The following is a 23,557-nucleotide window of genomic DNA, read 5'->3' as shown; positions in this document are numbered from 1 at the left end:
TTTTCTTAAGAATTTTATCGACAAAAAAAGGGTGGTTTCACCCACCCTCACCATGTCTCAAGAAAACAAACTTTTTAACGGACGCTACCGGCTAATTTATCGACCCGAATCGGTTTCATCAGGTACAATTTGAGGAATTGCCAAGCATTAGAGGCGAAGATAGGCAATTTCTTCAGGAATTTAACTGGTGCGGCACTGTTTTCGCTATCGATCGCCCGTAATCCCTCGTTATTGCGAACACAAATTTCTAGGCGATCATAAAATTCAGGACTATCCACATCAAGAACAATCGGGAAGACGCGGCCGGCGGTTTCATTGGTCTTCTCGATTACATACTTATCGTACTCGCGAGCGTCCAAACCGAGAATGGCGTAGAAACCGGAACGCTGAGTATCATTGAGATACATCGTAGCGAAGACCGAAAGCAGGAAGAAACGACACCAGAGACGAGCGCGCCAATCATTAAGAATATCAGGCTGCGCACGCATGATCGCATCAAAGAAGTCCCCGTGACGGTTTTCGTCTTGACACCAATTCTCGAAGAAGTTAAAAATCGGATAAACCCGATCTTCGGGATGTTGTTCGAGATGACGATAAATGGTGATATAGCGCCAATAACCGATTTTTTCGGAAAGATAGGTGGCGTAGAAGATAAATTTCGGTTTAAAGAAGGTGTAGTTACGGCTTTTGGTTAAAAATCCCAAGTCAAGGGAGAGGTTAAAATCCGATAAAGCCTTATTAAGAAATCCAGCGTGACGCGCTTCGTCCCGGGACATGAGGTTAAAGCATTCTGCGAGGACGGGATTTCTGTTTTTTAAACGTCTGCCGAGTTCTTTGTAGAGAAGAAAGCCGGAAAATTCGGCCGTGCAGGATCTTTCCAGAAATTCCACGAATAAGCGACGAGTTTCGCCATCAATATGCTCCCAAGAGCGATCGAATTCTTGATTGCGAACGAAGTGATGCCGGTTATAATCGGTACGGAATTCCTCTAAAATCGCTTTCAGTTCTTCCTCGTTAGCGGCGATCGACATTTCCGCCATCGCTTCAAAATCAGTGGTGTAGAAGCGGGGAGTGAGGATCGTTTCTTTAGCGGGAACTTTTATACCCGGACGGATTTCCTCGAATTCTGGTTTTTGGATCGTGCTGACCATAGGGATTATTGGTTTTACTCTGGGATGATGATTGAGACGAGTAAAGGCTCTGAGATGATAATGACGAGCCGTGAAAAAACGGCTAGGATTCACTATAGCAAGCTCTCAGCCCTACACTCCCTTCCTGTTCATTAAAAGTTACAACTCTTAATTAAGCTGTGTAAACAAACGAGGATTTTTCGCTGGGAGTCTTGACAACTGTTCGGAGAGGTGGGGTGTGGGGTTTGTTCAGTGATCGGTAAACAGTCATCAGTAATCGGTGAACTGAAAACCGATGGAACGAACCACAGAGGCACAAAGGACACAGAGATCGATCACTACTATATAAGTTAAACTTATCACACAAAAAATAAGAGAGCCAACAAGGTTTTTGGCAATATGCTAATCTGGCTAACAAGCTTTTGGGGGTGATATATGGAAACTTTCGGCATATCACCCCATTTAGGCGTGATATGCCGAAAGTGCGATCGCTATCGCTGTAGGGTGCGTTCCCTAATGCAAGTCCTACTGCTCCACCGATCGATTTTTGGGGAACGCACCATGCACATTTATTGAAACTGTGGGTTAAAGTGCGATGCCGCTCTGGTGGGTTGAGTTCTGGATTGGCAACCTGTCACCGAGCAAACCCGACGATGTTGGAATGATTCTGATAGCTGACGGCTAATAGCTAAGGGTTATCAATGCTAGGATAAAGGCTTGAGTAGAGAACGATCGAGCCAAAGCCATGTCATCGACAGAAGTAAAAACCCCACCCCCAGACAGTCCTGAATTCCTCGATGAGTTACCCGGAGAAGTGGAAATGTCCTTATTTGACCACTTGGAGGAGTTGCGGCGCCGGATTTTTTATAGTTTAATTGCCGTGGCTGTGGGTGCGGTGGGATGTTTTATCTTCGTTAAACCCCTAGTACAAGTGCTGGAAGTCCCCGCCCAAGGGGTAAAATTTTTGCAGTTGGCCCCGGGAGAATTTTTTTTCGTCTCCCTAAAAGTAGCTGGATATAGCGGCATACTGGTGGCTAGTCCGGTCATTCTCTTACAAATTATCCTCTTTGTGCTGCCGGGGTTAACCCGTCGCGAACGGCGTTTAATTGTCCCGGTAGTGTTAGGATCAAGTGTTTTATTTTTTGCTGGTTTATTTTTTGCCTATATTGCCCTGATTCCCGCCGCTTTAAACTTTTTTGTCAGTTATGGGGCGGAAGTGGTCGAACAAGCTTGGTCGATCGAGCGCTATTTTGAATTTGTCTTACTTTTACTTTTTAGTACTGGCATCGCCTTTCAAATTCCCGTTATTCAATTGATTTTAAGCTTTTTAGGCATTATTTCCTCGCAAACGATGTTATCGGGTTGGCGTTTCGTGGTTTTGGGGGCGGTGATTTTAGGCGCGATTTTAACCCCTTCTACAGATCCTCTCACCCAATCCCTGTTAGCAGGGGCGGTCTTGGGTCTATACTTTGGGGGCATTGGGGTGGTGAAATTAACGGGACGTTAGCAGTTTTTTGATAAAATTTGACGGCTGAAAACTAATTAAGCCAGAAAGCTAGAGATTGATTCTAGATTGAGTAACAAAGTGAAATATTTTTTCTTAACGGCAGGTTGGACAATAGGACGGGTGTGGGAATTTGGCGGTTTGTGGGACCATGCGAGTAGTTGGCGACGACCACCGCAGATAGAGCGATTAAATATCGGTATTTTAGAGGGAGAACAGGTTTTATGGCTTTATAAGGTGGAAGAAGCCGTGATTATGGTGGAAGTTGCCCCCAAGAGTGCCGAAATTGCCGATACTGTCCCCACCATCGGGCAAGTGGTGCTAAAACGCTTGATTAGTGCCGAACAAGTCCTCGAAATCCTGCAAAATGCCGAAGAACTACTGAGGAAGTGATCAGTTATCAGTTATCAGTTATCAGTTATCAGTTATCAGTTATCAGGATTCAGGAGTTAGGAGTTAGGATTCAGGAGTTAGGATTCAGGAGACGGGAGATTATTTTTATTTATTCTCCCCACACCCCACACCCCACACCCCACACCCCACACCCCACACCCCACACCCCACACCCCACACCCCACACCCCACACCCTACACCCCACACCCCACACCCCACACCCTACACCCCTATCTGGAATATTCTGGCGGAAGATCGATCGCAAGCACTTGAAATCTGTTCTAACAATAGTTACACTTCTTTAGAATAGATACACTTTTCAAGGGATAATGTAGGTTGGCTAACTCTTGCACTTAACAGTCGAGATTGTTGGGCTTATATTTTGACCCTGAATATAAAAAGCGTCTAAGTGGACACTAAATTGTTAATAGGAGGAGCGTAGTCAATGGGACTACCTTGGTATCGAGTACACACAGTCGTTCTCAACGACCCGGGCCGTTTAATTTCCGTTCACCTGATGCACACCGCACTGGTAGCGGGTTGGGCTGGCTCCATGGCCCTCTATGAGCTTGCTATTTTCGACCCCAGTGACCCCGTATTAAACCCGATGTGGCGGCAAGGAATGTTCGTGCTGCCCTTCATGGCCCGTTTAGGTGTCACCGGTTCATGGGGTGGCTGGAGCGTCACCGGCGAAACTGGTGTTGACCCCGGTTTCTGGTCTTTTGAAGGCGTTGCCGCCGCTCATATCGTCTTATCCGGTCTGCTATTCCTAGCGGCCGTTTGGCACTGGGTTTTCTGGGATTTAGAATTATTCGTCGATCCCCGCACGGGCGAATCTGCCCTCGATTTGCCGAAAATGTTCGGTATTCACCTGTTCTTATCCGGTTTACTTTGCTTTGGTTTCGGTGCTTTCCATCAAACAGGCCTTTGGGGTCCTGGGATGTGGGTTTCCGATGCCTACGGTTTAACCGGTCATGTGCAGCCCGTAGCTCCGGAATGGGGACCGGCTGGTTTTAACCCCTTTAACCCCGGGGGTGTGGTAGCTCACCACATTGCTGCGGGTATCGTTGGGATTATCGCCGGTTTATTCCATTTAACCGTTCGTCCCCCCGAAAGACTCTATAAAGCCCTGAGAATGGGTAATATCGAAACGGTGCTTTCTAGCAGTATCGCCGCCGTTTTCTTTGCCGCTTTCGTTGTGGCTGGAACCATGTGGTACGGTAATGCTACCACGCCGATAGAACTCTTTGGCCCGACCCGTTACCAATGGGATAAGGGCTATTTCCAAGAAGAAATTGAGCGTCGTGTGGAGGCCAGCATCGCCAATGGGGCCACCATCGCCGAAGCTTACCAAGCAATCCCCGAAAAACTGGCTTTCTATGATTATGTCGGTAATAGCCCCGCTAAAGGTGGTTTATTCCGTACTGGTGCCATGGATAGCGGTGACGGTATCGCTAAATCTTGGTTAGGACACCCTGTTTTCAAAGATGGCGAAGGTCGCGTCCTTAGCGTGCGTCGGATGCCTAACTTCTTTGAAACCTTCCCCGTTGTCCTGACTGACTCGGAAGGTATCGTTCGCGCTGATATTCCTTTCCGTCGTGCGGAATCGAAACTGAGTATCGAACAAAGTGGTGTTACCGTTTCTTTCTACGGTGGCTCTCTCGATGGTCAGGTGTTCAGCGATCCTGCTGATGTGAAGAAATTTGCGCGTAGAGCGCAACTCGGTGAAGCTTTCGAGTTTGACACCGAAACCCTGAAGTCTGACGGGGTATTCCGCACTTCTCCAAGAGGTTGGTTTACTTTCGGTCATGCTGTCTTTGCTTTACTATTCTTCTTCGGTCACATCTGGCACGGTTCTCGTACCATCTACCGCGACGTATTCGCCGGGGTCGATCCAGATCTGGAAGAACAAGTGGAATTCGGTTTATTCCAAAAATTGGGTGATCTTAGCACTCGTAAACAAGAAGTTTAGTTTTAGCTAAATCATCCCTATAACTAAAGGAGTCAAGTCTTTGACTCCTTTTTTTTGTTAATCACACTATTAAAAACGGATTTATCCTAAATCCGGTTATTAAAAACTGATTATTTATTCTCCCCTTTTTCTGTGCGTTACTCAAGGGATTTAGTATTAGTATAAAGTTCGATCGAGCTTTACCTTTAACCGAATAGTGAAAAAACCGCTAGTTATAGAAATAACTAACGGCTTTTTGCTGGGGAAAATTACCCGGAATGGAATTACATAGAGGAACCTAAACCGGCATAAGCTCCGTAGAAGAAAAGACCAAGCACAGCGATAACGCCTAGACCGGCGATGGTGGCGACTAACCACAAAGGAATACGACCTTCTGCGAACATGAATAACACCTCCTAATTGCGATGACAATAAATCGGGACTAATTAGTTAAAGAAATAGCTGGAAAATAAAATTCCCAAGACAGCAACTAGGAGTAAACCTAGATAAAGAGAAGTACGATTTAACTCGACGGCTTGCCGATTCGGATTAGGTGTTCTTTCCATAATTGTTCTCCTAGCGTTGAATAAACTGCATTGCCGCAATTGCACCGATAAAGAAGACAGTGGGGACAGCTAAGGTATGAACTGCCAACCAGCGAACGGTGAAAATGGGGTAAGAAATGGGTTGATTGGGATTACCACTAGCCATTGTTTTTATCCTTAATTAAAGTAAACTACTGATTAAACTGCTCGATTTGATTTTTGGCCTCAAAGCGATCATTAATGATCGGTAATTCTTGACGCTCTTGAGTGTAATACTCATCGGGACGGGGAGTGCCAAAAACATCGTAAGCCAAACCGGTACTCACGAATAACCAACCTGCGATAAACAGCATGGGGATGGTGATGCTATGGATAATCCAGTAACGAATACTGGTAACGATATCGCCAAAAGGACGTTCGCCGGTACTACCTGACATGGACGGTTCTCCTCGGAATGATAGGACTTGAAAAATTCAATCTCTATAATAGAGACTTTCTTGACCCTGAGACAAGTTTTAGGCCGGTTCGCTGGGGGGATTATATTTCAGTAAGACCCCATCTTGTCCCAAGACAAAACCCTTGTCGGAATTGATAAAAACAATTCGATAGAGATTGGAGGGGACACTTTCCACCGCGCGATCTTTTTGCCAAGACTGGCCGCCGTCATCACTGACCAAGAGATTGCCGCTACCACCAGCGACCCAAATTTCTTCGGGGGTGCGGTAGTTGAGGTCCAAAAGTCCCCAACTGGTGGAAAACTCGGGGAATACCTTATCTTCCCATGTATCGAGATCATTAGGGCTAGTAAATTGTAGTTGACCACCCCGGGCCAGGGCCCACAGTTCCCCTTTTTCACCATAACCGACTTTTTGTAAACGGCGGGAGGAAAGACGATTGTGGGGTTGCCATTCTGTTGACCCCGGTTCCCAGGTGGAATAAAAGTTACCGCGTGCGGAAACGGCCACATATTTACCATCATGGGAACGAACAATTGTCCGGGCCACACCCACAGCACCTTCCACTAAAGCTTGCCAAGTTTTGCCTCCGTCTTTGGTGCGGTAGATAGCGCCTAAATCCGTGACCATTTCGGCGGTTTTGTCGTTGAGGGCGATAATTCCGTAGGGGGAACCGGGTAATTTTTCACTTAAGGGTATACGGGACCAGCTGCTGCCCCCGTCTTCGCTATGGAGAAGAATCGAGGGTTTACCGACAATCCAACCCTCTTGGTCGTGGAAACTGACGGCGCTAAAGCTAACTTTTTCGTCGCCAAGGTTGAGGACTTTTTGCTGCCAACTGTCCCCTCCATCGGTGGTTTCAAAGAGGGTAGATTTGGTCCCCACTAACCAACCGTGCTGCGGGTCGTCGGTAAAGGCGATATCGGCAAAAGTAGAGTCAGTGTCGAGGGTGAGGATTTGCCAAGGACTACTGCTCAGGGATGGCACATTACTACAGCTAAAGCAGAAAAAGGCTACAGCTAGAACTATTACGAATTGTTTCAGTTTTCTCATCAATGGTTCAGAGGTATTGGTCAAGGAATCGGGACAGATTAAGGTTTGTGGCCGATGGGTAACAGGCTCATAAGAGCCGTTGGATTAAAGATAATGAGTGCTTGAGTTAGTTTAAACCATATAAACTAATAAAGAAAACAAATCCTAGCGCTAAAGCCCCAAAAATCAAAATATTTTTTTGTGCGGGAGTGAGACGGTTGACTCCAAAACCATAGCTAAGATTTTCTTGGAATCCCGAAGGAGCATCTTTAGCTCCGATGTTGATAAATTGGGAACGACGCACACCACACACGGGACAGCGCCACGTTTCTGGTAATTCCTCGAAGGGGGTTCCAGCGGGAGTGTTGGTTTTACTATCTCCCTTGCTGGGGTCGTAAACGTAGCCGCAGGAGCGACATTCGTAGTTGGCAGGGGCCTGGTCGGCTAGGGTTAGTTCTGGTGGGCGATCGCTCATAACTAAGATTAAAGGAATTTTCAACACTCTGTTACAAATTATCCTTGAAAATTGACCTCTCTCACGGCCAACCCCTGACAGAATAGCCAGTTTTCAAGTCTTAAAAGGATTATCGAGGCAGCATATCGGCTTTAAAAAAGGTAAGATTGATCTATTAGGGCTTAAATGTCTATTAAAACTTTATTAAGTTTATATTTGGGTTATTTACCCTGATTTTGGTACTCAAATTTATTCCGAAAAATTGAGAAATTTTAGGCAGGGAAGAAATTAGGGGTCTGATTTCTCACCTCTAACCGATTATTCTTGACCAAATTGACTAAATCCCTAGCTTAATTTCTTCTTAGAGGCGAGAGTGAAGCTAAATTACTTGTCTCCATATTGCATAAATTTAATCAATTTTAGCGATCGCTTTTATATTTTGGCATAAATGGGCTGCTCCCTCGCCGTTCCCTGTTCCCGAAAACGAAAACTTCGCACCTCACCATTAAGATAACTGCTATCAACCTTATATTATAGGTATATAATTAACCTTAACATCCCTTAAAAAGAGAGTAAAAATTGTGTTTAACCAGCTTGATTGGAATCCTGCCTACTCAATTGAAACCTTAGAACCAAATACGGTATTTTTTCTATCTGAGCGAGAATCTATCTGTTTTCAAGAGCCGCTTTATTATCGTTTAGTAAGATTAATCGATGGTCAACGTAATTTTGATGAAATTATTGATATTCTTCAGTTAGAATTGTTACAAAATCAAGAAATTAATCCCAATAATCCTAATTCGCTTGCAGTTATTATTAATTATAGTCTGGCAATTCAAAAAGCAATTTTTCAGTTATATAAACGAGGGTTTTTATTAGAAAAAAAAGAATTATTGCCGTCTAATTTAGCAATTTTATGCCATCATCTTCAGGTTTCTCAGTCCGAAGCTTTTGAACGATTACAATCTCTGAAGGTTACGGTTAAAAGCCTAGGCTCAATTCCCCAGCAAGATTTGATCAATATTTTAAATTCCTTGCAAGTTCAAGTCGCAGATGAAGGGGATTTAACCATTATTTTAACCGATAATTATCTTCATCCTGATTTAGAGAGTATTAATCAACAAGCTTTAGCCTCGCACAAGCCTTGGTTATTAGTTAATCCCCTGGGAAACCTAGCCTGGATTGGTCCCTTATTTGATCCCGATAAAACTGGTTGTTGGCATTGTTTGGCTCAACGATTACGAGATAATCGTCCCGTGGAGGAATTTATTATTAGACAGAGAGAAAATAAGATTTCTTTAATTTCTCCTTTAGGGTTTTCTTCAGCGACAATACAGACGGTTTTAAATCTGACGGCTATGGAGGTTTTTAAGTGGATTATTCAAGGTAAAAATCAACGTTTAGAAGGAATGCTGATGACTTATGATACTTTAAATTTACAATTTCAAGAGCATATTTTAGTTAAACGTCCGAACTGTCCTAGTTGTGGATATTCTCAGAATAAAACACCTTTACCTGTGGTTTTGGGACATCGGAAAAAGGCGTTTACCAATGATGGGGGACATCGTTTTTGTTCTCCTGAAGAAACCTTAAGAACCTATCAACATCATATCGGTCATATTACGGGAATTGTGCGAGAATTAAATAAGATACAAGGGAATGCTTTAGTTCATACTTATGTAGCTAAACATCATTTTCGCAGTGTCTTTGATGATTTAGACAGTTTACGGCAAAATATTGGAGGTAGAAGTGCGGGAAAAGGCCGTACAGATAGTCAAGCAAAAGCAAGTGGATTTTGTGAAGCTATTGAGCGGTATTCGGGGGTTTTTCAAGGGAATGAAATCAGAGAAAAAGCCAGTTATCAAGAGTTAGGAGATAAAGCTATTCATCCTAACAAATGTATGAATTTTAGTGAAAAACAATATCAACATCGAGAAGAATGGAATGCGAATAATCAAGGATGGTTTCAAAAAGTCCCTGAACCTTTTGATGAAACTAGAATCATTGATTGGACTCCTGTATGGTCTTTAACTGCTGAAGATTTTAAATATTTACCGACGGTATATTGTTATTATGGTTATTCTCAATCTGAACCCTTAGATTGTTGGGCTGATTCTAATGGCTGCGCCGCAGGAAATACGATAGAGGAAGCGATTTTACAAGGGTTTATGGAGTTATTGGAACGAGATTGTGTGGCTTTATGGTGGTATAATCAATTAGTTAAACCTTCCGTTAATTTAGAGAGCTTTAATGAGCCATATTTTGAGCAATTAAAGCAATATTATGAGGGGTTAAATCGGGAGCTATGGGTGTTAGATATTACCAGTGATTTGAATATTCCCTGTTTTGCTGCTATTAGTCCGAGAAAGGGGCGGGAAGTGGAGGATATTTTATTAGGATATGGGGCGCATTTTGACCCGAAAATTGCTATTAGTCGGGCGTTAACGGAGGTTAATCAAATCTTACCGAATGTGTTATCTTTTAAGGAAGATGGGACAACGATTTATCCTCCCTCTGCTGATCCTTTGGCGGTTAAATGGTGGCAAACGGCAAGGTTAAGCAATCAATCTTATTTAGTTCCCGATAGTAAAATAATACCGAAAAAAAGTTATGATTATTTACAATTAGCCAGTGATGATTTATTAGAGGATGTTAAATTGTGTCAGCGAATTGTTGAGTCAAAGGGGATGGAAATGTTAGTATTAGATCAGACTCGTGCTGATATTGGTTTAAGGGTAGCTAAAGTCATTGTCCCCGGAATGCGTCATATGTGGAAGCGTTTAGGGGCAGGAAGATTGTATGATGTTCCTGTTAGCATGGGATGGTTAAAAGAAGCTTTAACCGAAGAAGAATTAAATCCTTTTCCCATGTGGATGTAACCCTTGTTCATGGTCAATTGTTGATGATTTTAAGTTACTTGGTGAAGATTTCGAGTTTAACTTTCATTCCCGTTTTATCTAAAAGACTGAGTAATTTATCAACAGTAAAACGGCTAATTTCTCCATTCATCAAATCACTAATTTTCGGTTGTGTTTCCTCGAAAAAAGTGGCGGCTTCTTGCTGTGTCCATCTTTTTTCTTGGATAAAAGACCGCAAGGTTAACATCAAATCGGCTCTAATTTTTAAGTTAGTTGCTTCTTCACTGTTAAATCCTAAATCTTCAAAGATGTTATCGCTACCAAAAGTGATCTCAATAGGGTTAGATTGTGTCATGGTTATCCCTCCTGTAATTGTTGTCTAAATTGAATCATTTGTTGATAACGTTTTTGTCCCAATTCAATTTCTTTTTTCGAGGTTTTCTGTGTTTTTTTACCGAAAGCATGAAGGACATAAATCGCTTCTTTAAACCTTGCTACATAAAAGATTCTGTAGGTTTCTCCTGTCCAAATTCTAATTTCTTCTGTTCCTTGACCAATAATGGGAATGGGTTTAAAATCATTGGGTTTCTCTCCTTGTTGAATAGCTCTCAGTTGAAAACCTGCTTTACGCTTTGCGTCTTCAGGAAAATCTCTAATATCTTCCCTTGAAGTCCCAATCCAGTAAATGGGTTTATCTCCCATGTTGGGGTTAATGATTAAGGTTTATACCTAATTTAGTATAACAGGATCATCAGTTTGTCAATTGTTCGTTAGTTAACAAGCAAGATGATGATCATTTTAGTTTAACTCGAACCTTCAAGGACTTCACCATCAGGGATTGAGACAATTACTTCATCCTCTTGATACCTAGCGTTAATGTGCCGTATATGGTGTTGTTTGTTATCTATAAAATACCTATAAACGATGATTCCATAGAACATCGATATTGCCAGCATCTTTGATTCCCTCTCATGTTAAGGTTAAGTACGAAGATAAACCCAATTTCTAGGCCGATCATTCCTCAATTTTAACTGATCTAAGCAGAAAATAAAGGCTCTTCGGGACTTGGTATGGTTCGATATGGGGGCATAAATCGACTCAATCTTTATCTGGCAAGAGATTTAATTGATTAGTTCGCTCCAGATCGCAAACAATTGACAAAAATTGCGGTAATGTCTGTCTCTATAAAGGTTTCATTCCTTATAACCCCGTCCATTGCATAAGACAAACCGAAGAACCAAAATAAATAAGCTCTCCTGATGACTGATAGTAAAAGGTGTGTCACCGCAGTAACACACCTTAAATAAAATATTGTTGGGTTTCGTTGTTTCAACCGTTCGGCGGTTCGGCTGAGCGTTCGACAAAAGCTCACGCGGCGGTTCGACAGGCGGTTCGGCTGAGCGTTCGACAAAAGCTCACGCGGCTCGACTGAGCGTTCGACTGAGCGTTCGACAAAAGCTCACGCCGAAGTCTCACGCCGAAGTCTCGCCGAACGTCCGAAGTCTCGCCGAACGTCCGAAGTCTCACCGAACGTCCGAAGTCTCACCGTCGAAGCCTGAGCTCACGGCCGAAGCCCAATCGAGAAGATCGGCGATCGCTTATCACAACCATTGCTATCATAGAAACTATTGATATTCAATGATTTAGGGGTAATCATAATGACACAGTTAACTGAAGAACGAAAACAAGAGATTATTGCTGAAGTTTTAGCAGCGAGAGCAAACCGCGAACAATTTCTATTAGAGATGAAACAACGGCAACAAGCAGGGTTAAAAATTGCTCAAAAATGTGCTAGTCTCCTTAAAGAGAAGTATGGAGTCACGAAAGTTGTTTTATTTGGTTCATTGTTAAATTATGAAGAAATAACTCCCCATTCTGATCTTGATTTAGCGGTTTGGGATTTACCAGAGAAAGATTATTTTAAGGCGATAGCAGAGTTAGATAATGGACAGGATTTTGAGGTGGATTTAGTAGAAGTTCAAAAGGCTCATCCTTATATTTTAGAAGCAATTGCTCAGGGGGTTGAATTATGACTAATTTATCAATTCAAGATAGAATTAATCAAGAACTCAATAAAATTCTCCAAGCCCTACAACAGTTAGAGATATTTTTAAGAGAATTATCTAATCAATCGGATGTCATGTATCGAAACGCAGAGGAAAAGGTTTTAATCATCGCCCATCAAATTGTTAATTCTTATCAAACCATAATCAATGAAATTCAATTGTTTTGTAATAATTTAAGTAAGGGAGAAACTTAATTAAAGATAACTGGTGATCGCACTGAATCTAAGTAAAGTGTATCAGGGCAAACATCTTGTTCATGAGGCCATAAGCAAAGTTATTCTGGACTTAAACGTACCTGTAGGGGCAAACCCCCTGTGGTTGACCCCGTGTTGCCCCTGTAGCGCACTAAGCAATACAAGCGCGTAAATCATTAAGAGTAATCATCAACGTCATCGGTTCAAGAGGAGACACATCAAAACCTAAAGCCAAATAAAAATTCTTAGCTTCTTCTGAAATAGCATGAACAATAATTCCCCGACTACCAATGGTATCAGCCGCTTTAACAACCCGTAGCGCACCATCACGAAATAAACCGCATCCTAAACCTTGACCTTGGTAAGAAGTATCTACTGCCAATCGTGCCAAAATTACCACTGGAATTGGGTTAGGCATATTCCGCCGAAATTTACCATTAGCTGATTGTATACTAATCGCCCCGGAAGCAAAGGCGTAATACCCAACTACCCTATTGTCAACGCAGGTAACAAAAGTTCTAGTTGCACCACTGGCTTGATTAGCATAAGCTCGACGCTTCAACCAATCATCAAGAGAAGTAATTCCGCAGGAAAAATCAGTGATTGAGTGATAACTAGCCAGAGGTTCAGGTGGTGTCAAATTCATTCCTTCTCCCAAGGTGCGAGCGTCTGCATGGTTTTGCGTAAACGTTCATTAGGTTGAGGTGGTGCATCTAGAAGTGCGATAAATTCTGCATAAGCCTCTGGACTAGCCAAAAAAATAGTACGTTCGAGCAAAGTTTCCTCCGCAGCATTCCGCGCGGCTTCCAAAATAAAATCAGTTCTATTCTTACCTTGCACTTTGGCTGCCATATCGATCAAATTGCGTTCTTCTGGCTTAATTCGCAAATTTAGGGTATTACGCGGAGTCTTACTTTTTGTTTTACTACTCATAAGATGGGTGTGTAATTCCAAACTTAATTATTTTAACATAATGTAGTGACAACGACATTACACTATGTACGATACGATACCAGGATTTTTCAGAGAGATGAGCATCATTTGATGAAAGTCTAGGCTTCAAACCTTTCCATTATAACTGATAGGTAAAAGGTATGTCACCGCAGTAACACACCTTAATTAGTGTTGGGTTTCGTTATTTCAATCCAATCGAGAAGAAGGAGCGATCGCAGTGATAAAACATTACATTCGTCAACCAAGCCACAAGATAAGTTTACTGCTACGCATTGCTTTCAGGAGCGCACTTCTATTGAAACAAAACCATTGATAGTTTCGTTCTTAATTTTTCAAGAGCGTAAATTACTGTTTTGGCAACTTCTCGATCACCGTCTTGATAGCCAAGAGGAGCAAGATGTATACGATCAGGTAAGACAATTAAAGCCTTCAACCGCTTTTTTGCCTCGAATATATGATCGAACCATTCTACTGTTTTACTGGCTTGTTTATCCTTGCTAAAAGCAATTATATCTAGTATTTGAAAATAGCTACTTTGACTAATTAAGCACTTCGTCTCTTTTACACTAGGTCGTACATCTAAACCGAAATACTGCAACAATTTAGCTAAAAAAGGAATGGGGATAGCATTCTGAATTCCTGCAATCACAGGAGCTAAAAAGATAGATGGCTGGTTTTTGAGTGAAACATCTGCTAGAGTGATACCATCCAGGGATTTTCTAATATTTTTTGCTTGTTCTTGGATGCCACATTGCCTTAAAATTGGACTTTTCTTTAAATCCTCTAAATCGGGAGAATCTAGCTCAGTTAAGATTTCCAAAAGTTGGATATATTTACAACCTAAGCTATGTCCTATCCATACATAATAAGAGTTTTGAGCAATTGGTGATTCCAAGTAGATTCCAATGTTAGTGGTATAGTTTAAAGAAAGAGCCTCTTGATAAAGACTTTTCCTAACTTCCTCTAAGTCTTTAAAAATATTGATCGCTACAGACCAATGATCAAAAGTGAAACGATAGGGAATAGCGACAATCGTATAGCCTTGTTCAAACACTTCTTGAAGAAGGTAACGATAGAAAAAATTAGGAAAAGTTCCAAAAAATGCACCACCAATAAAATAAACAACGCCGATTGGTTGAGGGTGAATAGCGCACCAATGGAAACTTAAGGGGATAAATTTAAACTTAGTATTCATACTTGTAAGACCTCTGGTTGTTTTTTAGTATTTAATTGGTTAGGACAGAACAATCTGATCTTTAGATAAGCAGGAATTAATGCTTAATAATAACAAAGACTAAAGAATAGAAGTCTGCCCTAACTCAAGCAGTGATACTAGATGAAATTACTATTAGCCGTCGGTAAACCGTAAGCTTGTTCGGCAAAAACTTCTAGAGGCATATTAGTATCTGAAGCCGTTTTAAAGAATGTTCCCCGCGTTTGAGGAGAAACAAGAAGTGATTGAGGTCTTGATACCGAAATTTCAACTGCTCCTCGTAGTTCAAAGCTCAAATCACGAGATTGAGGGTCTTTAATAGCTTTAGCTACAGGGATGACATCGGGCTGAAGGAGAAAAGTAGCAGTAGATTTAGCACCGAGTGCCAGAATAGCTTTAGCTGTAGAAGGGGTAGTAATTTCAAAGTTAGGTTCACTCAATGGCATGGCGGCAGTCAGATCCAGAAAAGCAGAGACAGGTTTAAAGTTGCCGTCCTGACTACCCTTGAAGGTAGAATTCCCACCAGTGTCTGCTGTAAATTCTAGAATTGCTGTAACTGATTCGGAACTAACATTTGAAAGAATTAGAAAGTAAGATTGTAGCACTAAAGGATCGACAGATTCTAATTGAAGCATCTTAGCTAAATTGCTAGGAATGATCGGCTGTACCAGTAATTCAAAAGAAGACAGTAATTGCATGATTATCTATCCTGAAATAATAAGGTGAGTGGCTAAAAATCTTAAGACACTCAAAAAAATCCATTTCTGAATTTTTTAGATTAGCCATAATGCCTTAAGCAAAATGCCTTGTCTTTTGGGTTAAAAGTGATTTGTTCAATGACCTTTGATACCAGAATAAGTTTTATTTTGAGTAATGGCAATCTCTAAAGTTAATACTTTTCTAATAGGTTTTTTTGAGCAGAATATTAACTTTTATATGAGATTTATATTAGATTTGTATTAGATTTAAAGGGTCACTTTATGGTATGACTACCTCATCACTGAAAGTAGAACTAATGAATTAATCGGGCGACTAAAATCATCAAAACCCTTTTACCCTCTGACTTGTAGCGGTTTCAGGGGATTAAAAAAAAGCCTAAAAAAAGGGACCGCTTTTTCCCAATCAAATATAATTTAGGTAGAAAATTGCCGAAAAATCGCTATGCTCAACGGGTACAAAATTATTGATGCTGATTCCCACGTCATTGAACCCCCCGCAATGTGGGGACAATACCTAGAACCTAAATTTAGGGAATTTGCTCCTTCTGCTGACATGAAAATCAAAGGAGAACCGATTAGTCAAAAAATCTCCCCACAAGTCCAAGCAGAAGGGAATAAGCAGATGATGCAAGCTCATCCCCACGCTTATCTCAATCGCTATAACCCAGAGTCCCATGTTCAAGCAATGGTACAAATGGGGGTCGATGTGGCTTTTATTTATCCTACTTATGGACTGTGGTTATTTGCCATTGATAGCCTACCCGCCGAAGTGATGGGGGCTTTTGTCCGTGCCTATAATAGATGGTTATCGGAAGAATTTTGTAGCTATGACCCCGCTAGACTGAAAGGAGTCGCTGCAGTCAATCAACACGATCCCGAAGATATGGTCAAAGAGCTACACCGCATGGCAAAGTTGGGCTGGAAGGCGGTTTTTTTGCGCCCTAACCCCGTTAAAGGCAGAATTTTGAGCGATCCAGCCTATGAACCCTTTTGGACGGCCTGCGAGGATTTGGACATGGCTGTAGGAATTCATGAAGGCACTCATAGCCGCTTACCCACCACTGGTGCAGAGCGATTTAATAGTCGGTTTGCGCTTCATGCTTGTTCTCACCCGATGGAACAAATGATGGCACTGTTAGCCTTAATTGAAGGGGGGGTTTTAGAACGTCATCGGAGGCTGAGAGTGGCGTTTCTAGAATCAGGGTGTGGTTGGCTTCCCTATTGGTTATGGAAGCTTGACGAAGAGTATAAAAATTTACATTGGGAAGTCCAAGGTCGGGTAAAATTACTACCATCGGAGTATTTTCGCCGTCAGTGTTACATTGCAGTGGAACCCTCGGAACCCTGTTTGGCTCAGGTCATTGATTTTATCGGTTCTGATAACTTAATCTTCGGGTCTGATTATCCTCACATGGATCATCAGGCTGATGGGGTAAAAAAAGTTATAGGACTTGAAGACAACTTATCTCAGGAGATAGTTAAAAAAATCGTTTGGGAAAATCCTCAACGATTTTATGGTTTAGCATCTTAAAGAAATTTTTTTACGGAGTTTAGCCATCATTTAGCGTCTCTATTGTTTCAACAAATCTTCAAATCAAAGGAGTTTCTGCTCATGATTACATCTCAAAGTCTCAAGCAATTACACAGCTTTGTTGTTAGTACCGATACCAATAAAGCTTCCCGTGCGTCAGATTCAGATGGTCTAAAGACTACACATAACTATTATAATCGAATTGTAAAACAGTGCAAAAAATTGGCTCAACTCGTAGCTATTTCTTGGATAAAACATGAAAAGGCCGAACAAATACGGCGGATATTTCTCGACTTTAAGAACAATGATTTTCAACGCCAAAGTCCGACATATATAGATATGGTAGATTTACTAACAGGAAAAAAGGAGATTTGTTAGAACCTTGGTTTCCCGATAATAGTTTTGGAGCAATTTTTGATCAGGAAGAAATCGACTATTTTCTCCTCCAAGTCAAATGGGATACCTTTGAAGGAAGTCTCCAAGAAATTCCTCAACCTTCTCTAGAACAAAAAGGGCCTTTCTTTATTATGACATTGCCCTATCCTCCCAAACCCAGTGACGAGAATGTTAATTTAGATGATGTCCCGCGTGCATGGTTAACAAGCAAGGTAGATGTGAACAACCCAAACGAAATAGTTAGCGATCCCTTTCCACCGGTTCCTTATCTTCCAACAACTTGTAGCTAATTAAATACCTAAGACCTAGCCTAGCCATAGAATAAGTGTTAAAATTTAAACATGGGTTTATCCTATGGCTTACTGGGTTAAAACATTATGAAAGACTACCAAATCGTCGAAAAAATTTACGAAAGTCCCAATTCATTGGTTTACCGTGCTACTTTAAATCAAAATAATCAGCCGATTGTTATCAAAATTCTCAAAGAAAACTATCCTACGCCCTCAGAGCTAACTCGTTATAAACAAGAATATGAAATTACCCGTTCTCTTAAGGTAGACAATATTGTTAAAGCTTATGACTTACAGCGATATGAAAATAGCTTAGTAATACTTTTTGAAGATTGTGGTGGTCAATCTTTAAAATTATTACTCTCCCAAAGTAAATTAAGCTTAGAAGAATTTCTAATGATTGCCATTAAGATAACTGAGGGATTAGCGGCCATCCATAAAGCTAACATTATCCATAAAGATATTAACCCTTCTAATATTGTCTATAACCCAAAAACGGGACAACTTCAAATCATTGATTTTGGCATTTCTACTCGTTTATCCCAAGAATTAATTACGCTTGTTCCCCCTCATCAATTAGAAGGAACATTAGCTTATATTGCCCCAGAACAAACAGGGAGAATGAATCGTGGACTTGATTATCGTAGTGACTTTTATTCCCTTGGTGTAACTTTTTATGAACTGTTAACCCACAGACTTCCTTTTGAAACTACAGACCCAATGGAGTTGGTTCATTGTCATATTGCCCAACAAGCTTTACCTGTTCATGAACTCAGTCGAGATGTTCCCTTAACTGTTTCTAATATCATTAGCAAATTATTAGCGAAAACGCCAGAGGAAAGATATCAAAGTGCGTGGGGAATTAAAGCAGACTTAGAAAACTGTCTGAATCAATTAAAGATGAAAAGACAAATTTTACAATTTCCTTTAGCAAGTCAGGATATAGCGGAAAGATTTCAGATTCCGCAAAAACTTTATGGTCGAGAACAGAACATTAATCAACTTCTCACCGCTTTTGAGAGAGTCAGTCAAGGAACAACAGAAATCGTTCTAATTTCCGGCTATTCAGGGATTGGCAAATCTGCATTAGTTAATGAAATTCATAAACCTATTACACGCCACCGAGGACGGTTTATTAAGGGAAAATTCGATCAATTACAGCGAAATATTCCCTATTCTGCTATTTCTCAAGCATTTCAAGACTTAATTCGTCAACTGCTAAGTGAACCAGAAATAATTCTACAAACTTGGAAAAAGAAGATATTAGAAGTCTTAGGTAGTAATGGTCAAATTATTATCGATGTTATTCCTGAACTTGAGAAAATTATTAGCAAACAGCCCCCAGCCGAATCACTAGGGGGAACAGAAAGTCAAAATCGCTTTAATTTATTTTTTAAACGATTTCTCAATGTTTTTTGCCAAAAAGAATATCCTTTAGTGATCTTTATTGATGATTTGCAATGGGCTGATTTACCTTCTCTGAACTTAATTGAGCAATTAATATCAGATTCGGATATTAAATATTTTTTTCTGCTCGGAGCTTATCGAGATAATGAAGTGAATCCTGTCCATCCTCTAGTACACACTTTAGAGAATATTAAACAAGCACAAGTCCCAATTTTGGAGATTACCCTCTCCCCTTTAAAACTTAAGCACATTAATCAATTAATTGCTGATACCCTTAATTGTTCAACAGAAATTTCTCAACCGCTCGCTAAGTTAATCGCTAAAAAAACGGGTGGCAGTCCTTTTTTTCTGACTCAACTTATCTATTCTTTGTATCAAGATAATTTATTAATATTTAATCCTACTCAATCTCCTTTGATTAATTCAGAAAATAATGAACGAGGTTATTGGCAATGGGATATCGAACAAGTTGAAAGGGTATCTATTACTGAGAATGTCGTTGATTTGATGGTTCATAAAATCAAAAAGTTAAATCATAAAACTCAAAATATTCTTAAACTAGCAGCTTGTATTGGCAACCAATTTAATTTAGAAATTATTGCAATTATAAATAATAAATCTCAAAAAATCACTGCTCAAGAACTACAATCAGCTTTAGATGAAGGACTGGTAATTCCTTTAGATAATAAATATAAAGTTCCTCTTTTATGGAACTCCGAAGAATTATCGAGTAAACTTTTAGAAAACGAGCCTGAGTCCTCCATAGATATTCCCTATAAATTTTTACATGACCGAGTACAACAAGCAGCTTATTCTCTAATTCCACAAGAAGAAAAGAAGCCGATTCATTTACAAGTTGGTCGCCTACTTCTGAAAAATATTAAACAAGATGAGTTGCAGAAAAATATTTTCGATATTGTCAATCATCTGAACGAAGGTTCTGAATTAATTACTGAACAATTAGAAAAAGATAAGTTAGCCAAATTAAATCTTCAAGCAGGGAAAAAAGCCAAAGCATCATCAGCTTATAAAGCCTATCTAAGATATATGACAATTTCTTTAAATTTGCTAGTCGTTAATAGTTGGAAAACCCATTATAAGTTAACGTTAGAAATTCATTTAGGACTTATAGAAGCTCTCTATTTGAATAACAAATTTGAGCAGGTCGAATATTTTTATAAAATTGTTCTTGAAAATGCTAAAAATAGCATTGACAAAGTGCCAGCATATCAAGACATGATTTCATCATATTTTGCTAAATTTAAACAAGAAAAAGTAATCGATATTAGTCTCAATTTTTTAGCTGAATTAGGAATAGATATTTCTCAAAAAACAGAGGAGATCGAAAGAAAAATTAAGCAAGAAAAAGAAAAAATTCAAATTTTTCTAGAAGAAAAAAATATTGAAAGTTTACTTAATCTTTCTCCCATGAATGATCCCTATAAATTAGCCGTAATATTAATATTGCAACAGATTTCTGGTATAACAATACAAACGAATTTTTTATTATGTATTCTTATTACTCTAATTCAAGTCAATCTCTGCATTCAATATGGCAATCCTTCTCAATCTCCCGGTATCTATGGATTTTATGGCATCATGCTCTGTGGAACTCTAAATGATATAGATTCGGGGTACGAATTTGGAAAAGTTTCTTTAAAGTTGCTAGAGCAATTGAATATTCCCAAATTAGAAGCCAAAGTTAGTCATCTGTACTATGGATTTATATGGCACTGGAAACAGTCTCTTAGAAATATAGTTACAGAAGAAAAATTATTACAAGGGATTCAGAAAGGAATAGAAACCGGAGATAATGAATTTGCTAGTTATGCAGCCATAACTTATTGCTTTATCAAGTGCTTTGGAGGATATAATTTGCAGGAGGTTTCTCTAACTTATACAAAATACAGACAATTAATTTATAAAACCCAACAAGACTATTCAATTTTTTATCTCGAAATTTCTTATAGTTTTATTCTAAATCTGATTCATGAAGCCCCAAGTAAATTAGTTATTGGTAGTTCTCAGATAGAAGAAAATCAACATCTTAAAAATTGGCTTGACAAGTCTAATGAATGGTTATTGTGTATTTTTTATTTGCTCAAAACAATGATTTGTTATTTTTTAAAAGATTATGATCAAGCTTGTCATTATGGACTGGAAACACAACAATACATAAAAAGTAGTGATTCGTATTTACCATCTCCTCAACATAGTTTTTATTCTTCTCTTTCTTTTTTAGCTCATCACAATAATTGTGATATAAAACAGCAAGAAAAATTACTACAACAAGTAGATAACAACCAGCAGAAGATGGCAAAATGGGCAAGTCATTGTCCAGCAAATTTTCAACATAAATATTATTTAGTCGAAGCAGAAAAAGCGAGAGTCTTAGGTCAAAACTGGGAAGCTCAAGAATTTTATGAAAAAGCAATTCAAGGAGCAAAAAAGTATGAATTTATCCATGAAGAGGCTTTAGCTTATGAACGCGCCTCTGAATTTTATTTTACTTTAGGTAGAGAAGAAATCGGGAAATTATACCTCAGAAATGCCTATCATTGTTACATTCGTTGGGGTGCAAAGGCCAAAGTTAAACAATTAGAAGAAGAATACCCTCAATATTTATTAGGTATCAGCAATCAAAACAAATCTAAAGGACTGAGTACCACTATTTCAACCACTGGTAATGACGGAGCAGTTCTTGATTTAAACACTATTCTCAAAGCCTCGCAAGCGATTTCTGGAGAAATTAAACTGGAAAATCTCCTAACAAACTTAATGAAAATTGTTATTGAAAATGCAGGAGCGCAGAAAGGTTATTTGATTTTAGAACAGCAAGGAAATTTGGTCATTGAAGCTCAAGGAACAATTGATCAAGAAACGCTGAATATCTTACAATCAATTCCCATAGAATCTATCGACCATAATAACTCAATTCCCATTTTACCCACTAGCATTATTAATTATGTCGCTCGTACAAAAGAAACTATCGTTTTAAATGATGCCACATCTGAAGGTCAATTTACCAACGATTATTATATTGTGGCTAAAAAAACTAAATCTATTCTTTGTACTCCTTTACTCAATCAAGGTCAATTAAAAGGAATTGTTTATTTAGAAAATAATTTAACAACAGGCGCATTTACCTCAGAAAGAGTTGAACTGTTAAATATTTTAGTGGCTCAAGCTGCTATCTCTATTGATAACTCAAGACTCTATCAAACCTTAGAACAAAGAGTAGAAGAAAGGACAAAAGAACTCACAAATACTTTAGAGGTACTGAAAGCAACCCAAGCAGAACTTATCTTTGAAAATGACCTGCTTAAAAGTTCTGAACAACCTCCCAAATTTGTCTATCAAGTGGGGGGAAGTTTACCGATGGATGCACCAAATTATGTGGTTCGACAAGCTGATCGCAATCTTTATAAAGCTCTCAAACAAGGTCTATTTTGCTATGTTTTAAATGCACGTCAAATGGGAAAATCTAGCTTAATGGTGCGGATGATGAGCCAATTACAAAAGGAGGGAATTAGATGTGCAGTAATTGACTTAACTCGGCTAGGAACAGACAATATTACCCCCGAACAATGGTATAAAGGATTAGCAGTTGATCTGCTCCGTAGTTTTGGATTAATCAAACAATTGAAAACTTTTAAAGCTTGGTGGAGTGAACAATTAGATCTGCCTCCTGTACAACGATTAGGAGAATTTATGGAAGAGTTTCTTCTAGTTAATGACGATTTTGATCAGCAGCAATCTAGACAATCGACTGTTATATTTATTGATGAAATTGATAGCATTTTAGGGTTAAAATTTGATGTCTCTGACTTTTTTGCTTTAATTCGTTCTTTTTATAACCAGAGAGCGATTCAACCTCAATTTCAAGAGCTAACTTTTGCCTTTTTTGGTGCTACCACACCTTCAGCTTTAATTACTGACCCCCAGAAAACACCTTTTAATATTGGTAACGCTATTGAATTAGCAAGTTTTAAGGAACACGAAGCCCAACCTTTATTATATGGGTTAACAGAAAAAGTCAGCAATCTTCAGACCATGCTCAAACAAGTCTTAAGCTGGACGGGAGGGCAACCTTTCTTAACTCAAAAACTCTGTCAACTGATGCGGGACAGTGAGCAACCAATACCCTCTAATCAAGAAGAACAATGGTTGGCCAACTTAGTAGCAGAAAAAATTATTCAAGATTGGGAGATGCAGGATCAACCCGAACATTTAAAAACTATTCAAGATCGCCTTCTTCAAAGTCCAAACCGAACCCAATTATTAACCTTGTATCGACAAATCCTCCATCAAAAAGCAATACAGATTGATAACAATCCCTATTTACCTGAGTTATTTTTATCTGGATTAGTGGTAAAGCGTCACGGGAAAATGGACGTTCATAATCGGATTTATCAGACGATATTTAATACTGATTGGCTTGAGCGATCGCTGTCTTAACACCAT

The 23,557-nt window shown here is 39.6% G+C and carries 23 protein-coding genes; 9 read left to right on the top strand and 14 right to left on the bottom strand.

Annotated elements, in window-relative coordinates; all coding sequences use genetic code 11:
• Positions 1 to 74 precede the first annotated feature (74 nt).
• Positions 75 to 1,151 carry a magnesium-protoporphyrin IX monomethyl ester (oxidative) cyclase gene (gene acsF, locus myaer_RS16555; RefSeq protein ID WP_002752007.1) on the bottom strand — a complete coding sequence of 359 codons (1,077 nt, stop codon included), beginning with the start codon at positions 1,149 to 1,151 and terminating at the stop codon, positions 75 to 77.
• A gap of 724 nt (positions 1,152 to 1,875) precedes the next feature.
• Between acsF and tatC the strand changes: the two genes are divergently transcribed.
• From tatC to psbB, 3 genes are all read left to right on the top strand, one after another.
• A complete protein-coding gene (gene tatC, locus myaer_RS16545; RefSeq protein ID WP_002783793.1) occupies positions 1,876 to 2,637 on the top strand; it encodes a twin-arginine translocase subunit TatC in 762 nt (253 codons plus the stop codon).
• A gap of 78 nt (positions 2,638 to 2,715) precedes the next feature.
• Complete coding sequence (locus myaer_RS16540) at positions 2,716 to 3,027, top strand: hypothetical protein (RefSeq protein WP_002749272.1); 312 nt, start codon at positions 2,716 to 2,718, stop codon at positions 3,025 to 3,027.
• 446 nt (positions 3,028 to 3,473) lie between these two features.
• Entirely contained in the window at positions 3,474 to 5,000 is a 1,527-nt protein-coding gene (psbB, locus tag myaer_RS16530) for a photosystem II chlorophyll-binding protein CP47 (protein WP_002735904.1), read from the top strand.
• Between the two features lie 263 nt (positions 5,001 to 5,263).
• On the opposite strand, the gene myaer_RS16525 is transcribed toward psbB, so the two are convergent.
• The 6 genes from myaer_RS16525 to myaer_RS16500 all read right to left on the bottom strand — a co-directional run bounded on the left by myaer_RS16525 (position 5,264) and on the right by myaer_RS16500 (position 7,486).
• Complete coding sequence (locus myaer_RS16525; RefSeq protein ID WP_002736108.1) at positions 5,264 to 5,383, bottom strand: photosystem II reaction center protein J; 120 nt, start codon at positions 5,381 to 5,383, stop codon at positions 5,264 to 5,266.
• 42 nt (positions 5,384 to 5,425) lie between these two features.
• Positions 5,426 to 5,545, bottom strand: a complete 120-nt coding sequence (locus myaer_RS16520; RefSeq protein ID WP_002735805.1) for a photosystem II reaction center protein L — start codon at positions 5,543 to 5,545, stop codon at positions 5,426 to 5,428.
• 10 nt (positions 5,546 to 5,555) lie between these two features.
• Positions 5,556 to 5,690 (bottom strand): cytochrome b559 subunit beta, encoded by a 135-nt coding sequence (gene psbF, locus myaer_RS16515; RefSeq protein ID WP_002736175.1) that lies wholly within the window; start codon positions 5,688 to 5,690, stop codon positions 5,556 to 5,558.
• Between the two features lie 25 nt (positions 5,691 to 5,715).
• Positions 5,716 to 5,961 (bottom strand): cytochrome b559 subunit alpha, encoded by a 246-nt coding sequence (gene psbE, locus myaer_RS16510; protein ID WP_002749269.1) that lies wholly within the window; start codon positions 5,959 to 5,961, stop codon positions 5,716 to 5,718.
• A 78-nt stretch (positions 5,962 to 6,039) separates the two neighbouring features.
• Positions 6,040 to 7,032: a photosynthesis system II assembly factor Ycf48 gene (locus myaer_RS16505; RefSeq protein ID WP_046662890.1), complete on the bottom strand. Its 993-nt coding sequence runs from the start codon at positions 7,030 to 7,032 to the stop codon at positions 6,040 to 6,042.
• 106 nt (positions 7,033 to 7,138) lie between these two features.
• Entirely contained in the window at positions 7,139 to 7,486 is a 348-nt protein-coding gene (locus myaer_RS16500) for a rubredoxin (protein WP_002757647.1), read from the bottom strand.
• Between the two features lie 560 nt (positions 7,487 to 8,046).
• On the opposite strand from myaer_RS16500, the gene myaer_RS16495 reads away from it, so the two are divergent.
• Positions 8,047 to 10,344: a TOMM precursor leader peptide-binding protein gene (locus myaer_RS16495; RefSeq protein WP_046662889.1), complete on the top strand. Its 2,298-nt coding sequence runs from the start codon at positions 8,047 to 8,049 to the stop codon at positions 10,342 to 10,344.
• Positions 10,345 to 10,378: 34 nt separating this feature from the next.
• Here the strand turns inward: myaer_RS16495 and myaer_RS16490 are convergent, their stop codons facing one another.
• The 3 genes from myaer_RS16490 to myaer_RS16480 form a co-directional block, all read right to left on the bottom strand.
• Positions 10,379 to 10,678 carry a helix-turn-helix domain-containing protein gene (locus myaer_RS16490; RefSeq protein ID WP_012266232.1) on the bottom strand — a complete coding sequence of 100 codons (300 nt, stop codon included), beginning with the start codon at positions 10,676 to 10,678 and terminating at the stop codon, positions 10,379 to 10,381.
• A 2-nt stretch (positions 10,679 to 10,680) separates the two neighbouring features.
• The gene (locus myaer_RS16485; RefSeq protein WP_004163940.1) at positions 10,681 to 11,025 is read right to left on the bottom strand and encodes a type II toxin-antitoxin system RelE/ParE family toxin; all 345 of its coding nucleotides are present in this window, start codon (positions 11,023 to 11,025) and stop codon (positions 10,681 to 10,683) included.
• A gap of 101 nt (positions 11,026 to 11,126) precedes the next feature.
• Positions 11,127 to 11,264, bottom strand: a complete 138-nt coding sequence (locus myaer_RS16480) for a DUF4160 domain-containing protein (RefSeq protein ID WP_235614862.1) — start codon at positions 11,262 to 11,264, stop codon at positions 11,127 to 11,129.
• A gap of 717 nt (positions 11,265 to 11,981) precedes the next feature.
• On the opposite strand from myaer_RS16480, the gene myaer_RS16475 reads away from it, so the two are divergent.
• Positions 11,982 to 12,356, top strand: a complete 375-nt coding sequence (locus myaer_RS16475) for a nucleotidyltransferase family protein (RefSeq protein ID WP_002757633.1) — start codon at positions 11,982 to 11,984, stop codon at positions 12,354 to 12,356.
• Positions 12,353 to 12,583: a hypothetical protein gene (locus myaer_RS16470; protein WP_046662888.1), complete on the top strand. Its 231-nt coding sequence runs from the start codon at positions 12,353 to 12,355 to the stop codon at positions 12,581 to 12,583. The genes myaer_RS16475 and myaer_RS16470 overlap by 4 nt, the downstream gene beginning before the upstream one ends.
• Positions 12,584 to 12,734: 151 nt before the next feature.
• Here myaer_RS16470 and myaer_RS16465 read toward each other — a convergent pair whose 3' ends face one another.
• From myaer_RS16465 to myaer_RS16450, 4 genes are all read right to left on the bottom strand, one after another.
• A complete protein-coding gene (locus myaer_RS16465) occupies positions 12,735 to 13,229 on the bottom strand; it encodes a GNAT family N-acetyltransferase (RefSeq protein WP_046662887.1) in 495 nt (164 codons plus the stop codon).
• On the bottom strand, positions 13,226 to 13,516 hold the full coding sequence (locus tag myaer_RS16460) for a DUF1778 domain-containing protein (protein WP_002799472.1): 291 nt from the start codon (positions 13,514 to 13,516) through the stop codon (positions 13,226 to 13,228). The genes myaer_RS16465 and myaer_RS16460 overlap by 4 nt, the downstream gene beginning before the upstream one ends.
• A 313-nt stretch (positions 13,517 to 13,829) precedes the next feature.
• Positions 13,830 to 14,732 (bottom strand): DUF1350 family protein, encoded by a 903-nt coding sequence (locus myaer_RS16455; protein WP_046662886.1) that lies wholly within the window; start codon positions 14,730 to 14,732, stop codon positions 13,830 to 13,832.
• Positions 14,733 to 14,869: 137 nt separating this feature from the next.
• A complete protein-coding gene (locus myaer_RS16450; RefSeq protein ID WP_046662885.1) occupies positions 14,870 to 15,448 on the bottom strand; it encodes a hypothetical protein in 579 nt (192 codons plus the stop codon).
• A gap of 463 nt (positions 15,449 to 15,911) precedes the next feature.
• On the opposite strand from myaer_RS16450, the gene myaer_RS16445 reads away from it, so the two are divergent.
• The 3 genes from myaer_RS16445 (at position 15,912) to myaer_RS16430 (ending at position 23,551) form a co-directional block, all read left to right on the top strand.
• Entirely contained in the window at positions 15,912 to 17,000 is a 1,089-nt protein-coding gene (locus myaer_RS16445; protein ID WP_046662884.1) for an amidohydrolase family protein, read from the top strand.
• Positions 17,001 to 17,371: 371 nt separating this feature from the next.
• Entirely contained in the window at positions 17,372 to 17,686 is a 315-nt protein-coding gene (locus myaer_RS16435) for a hypothetical protein (RefSeq protein WP_046662882.1), read from the top strand.
• Between the two features lie 87 nt (positions 17,687 to 17,773).
• Positions 17,774 to 23,551: an AAA family ATPase gene (locus tag myaer_RS16430; protein ID WP_046662881.1), complete on the top strand. Its 5,778-nt coding sequence runs from the start codon at positions 17,774 to 17,776 to the stop codon at positions 23,549 to 23,551.
• Positions 23,552 to 23,557: the final 6 nt, after the last annotated feature.

Source organism: Microcystis aeruginosa NIES-2549 (assembly GCF_000981785.2).
Lineage (GTDB): Bacteria > Cyanobacteriota > Cyanobacteriia > Cyanobacteriales > Microcystaceae > Microcystis > Microcystis aeruginosa_C.
This window is presented reverse-complemented; position numbering and strand designations above follow the sequence as displayed.

Coding starts and splice junctions, on each gene's coding strand:
- acsF (WP_002752007.1), bottom strand. CDS start 1,151: ATGGTCAGCACGATCCAAAAACCAGAATTCGAGGAAATCCGTCCGGGT.
- myaer_RS16520 (WP_002735805.1), bottom strand. CDS start 5,545: ATGGAAAGAACACCTAATCCGAATCGGCAAGCCGTCGAGTTAAATCGT.
- tatC (WP_002783793.1), top strand. CDS start 1,876: ATGTCATCGACAGAAGTAAAAACCCCACCCCCAGACAGTCCTGAATTC.
- myaer_RS16525 (WP_002736108.1), bottom strand. CDS start 5,383: ATGTTCGCAGAAGGTCGTATTCCTTTGTGGTTAGTCGCCACCATCGCC.
- myaer_RS16480 (WP_235614862.1), bottom strand. CDS start 11,264: ATGTTCTATGGAATCATCGTTTATAGGTATTTTATAGATAACAAACAA.
- myaer_RS16430 (WP_046662881.1), top strand. CDS start 17,774: ATGAAAGACTACCAAATCGTCGAAAAAATTTACGAAAGTCCCAATTCA.
- psbE (WP_002749269.1), bottom strand. CDS start 5,961: ATGTCAGGTAGTACCGGCGAACGTCCTTTTGGCGATATCGTTACCAGT.
- myaer_RS16505 (WP_046662890.1), bottom strand. CDS start 7,032: ATGAGAAAACTGAAACAATTCGTAATAGTTCTAGCTGTAGCCTTTTTC.
- myaer_RS16470 (WP_046662888.1), top strand. CDS start 12,353: ATGACTAATTTATCAATTCAAGATAGAATTAATCAAGAACTCAATAAA.
- myaer_RS16445 (WP_046662884.1), top strand. CDS start 15,912: ATGCTCAACGGGTACAAAATTATTGATGCTGATTCCCACGTCATTGAA.
- myaer_RS16490 (WP_012266232.1), bottom strand. CDS start 10,678: ATGACACAATCTAACCCTATTGAGATCACTTTTGGTAGCGATAACATC.
- myaer_RS16485 (WP_004163940.1), bottom strand. CDS start 11,025: ATGGGAGATAAACCCATTTACTGGATTGGGACTTCAAGGGAAGATATT.
- myaer_RS16465 (WP_046662887.1), bottom strand. CDS start 13,229: ATGAATTTGACACCACCTGAACCTCTGGCTAGTTATCACTCAATCACT.
- myaer_RS16455 (WP_046662886.1), bottom strand. CDS start 14,732: ATGAATACTAAGTTTAAATTTATCCCCTTAAGTTTCCATTGGTGCGCT.
- myaer_RS16450 (WP_046662885.1), bottom strand. CDS start 15,448: ATGCAATTACTGTCTTCTTTTGAATTACTGGTACAGCCGATCATTCCT.
- myaer_RS16460 (WP_002799472.1), bottom strand. CDS start 13,516: ATGAGTAGTAAAACAAAAAGTAAGACTCCGCGTAATACCCTAAATTTG.
- psbB (WP_002735904.1), top strand. CDS start 3,474: ATGGGACTACCTTGGTATCGAGTACACACAGTCGTTCTCAACGACCCG.
- psbF (WP_002736175.1), bottom strand. CDS start 5,690: ATGGCTAGTGGTAATCCCAATCAACCCATTTCTTACCCCATTTTCACC.
- myaer_RS16475 (WP_002757633.1), top strand. CDS start 11,982: ATGACACAGTTAACTGAAGAACGAAAACAAGAGATTATTGCTGAAGTT.
- myaer_RS16500 (WP_002757647.1), bottom strand. CDS start 7,486: ATGAGCGATCGCCCACCAGAACTAACCCTAGCCGACCAGGCCCCTGCC.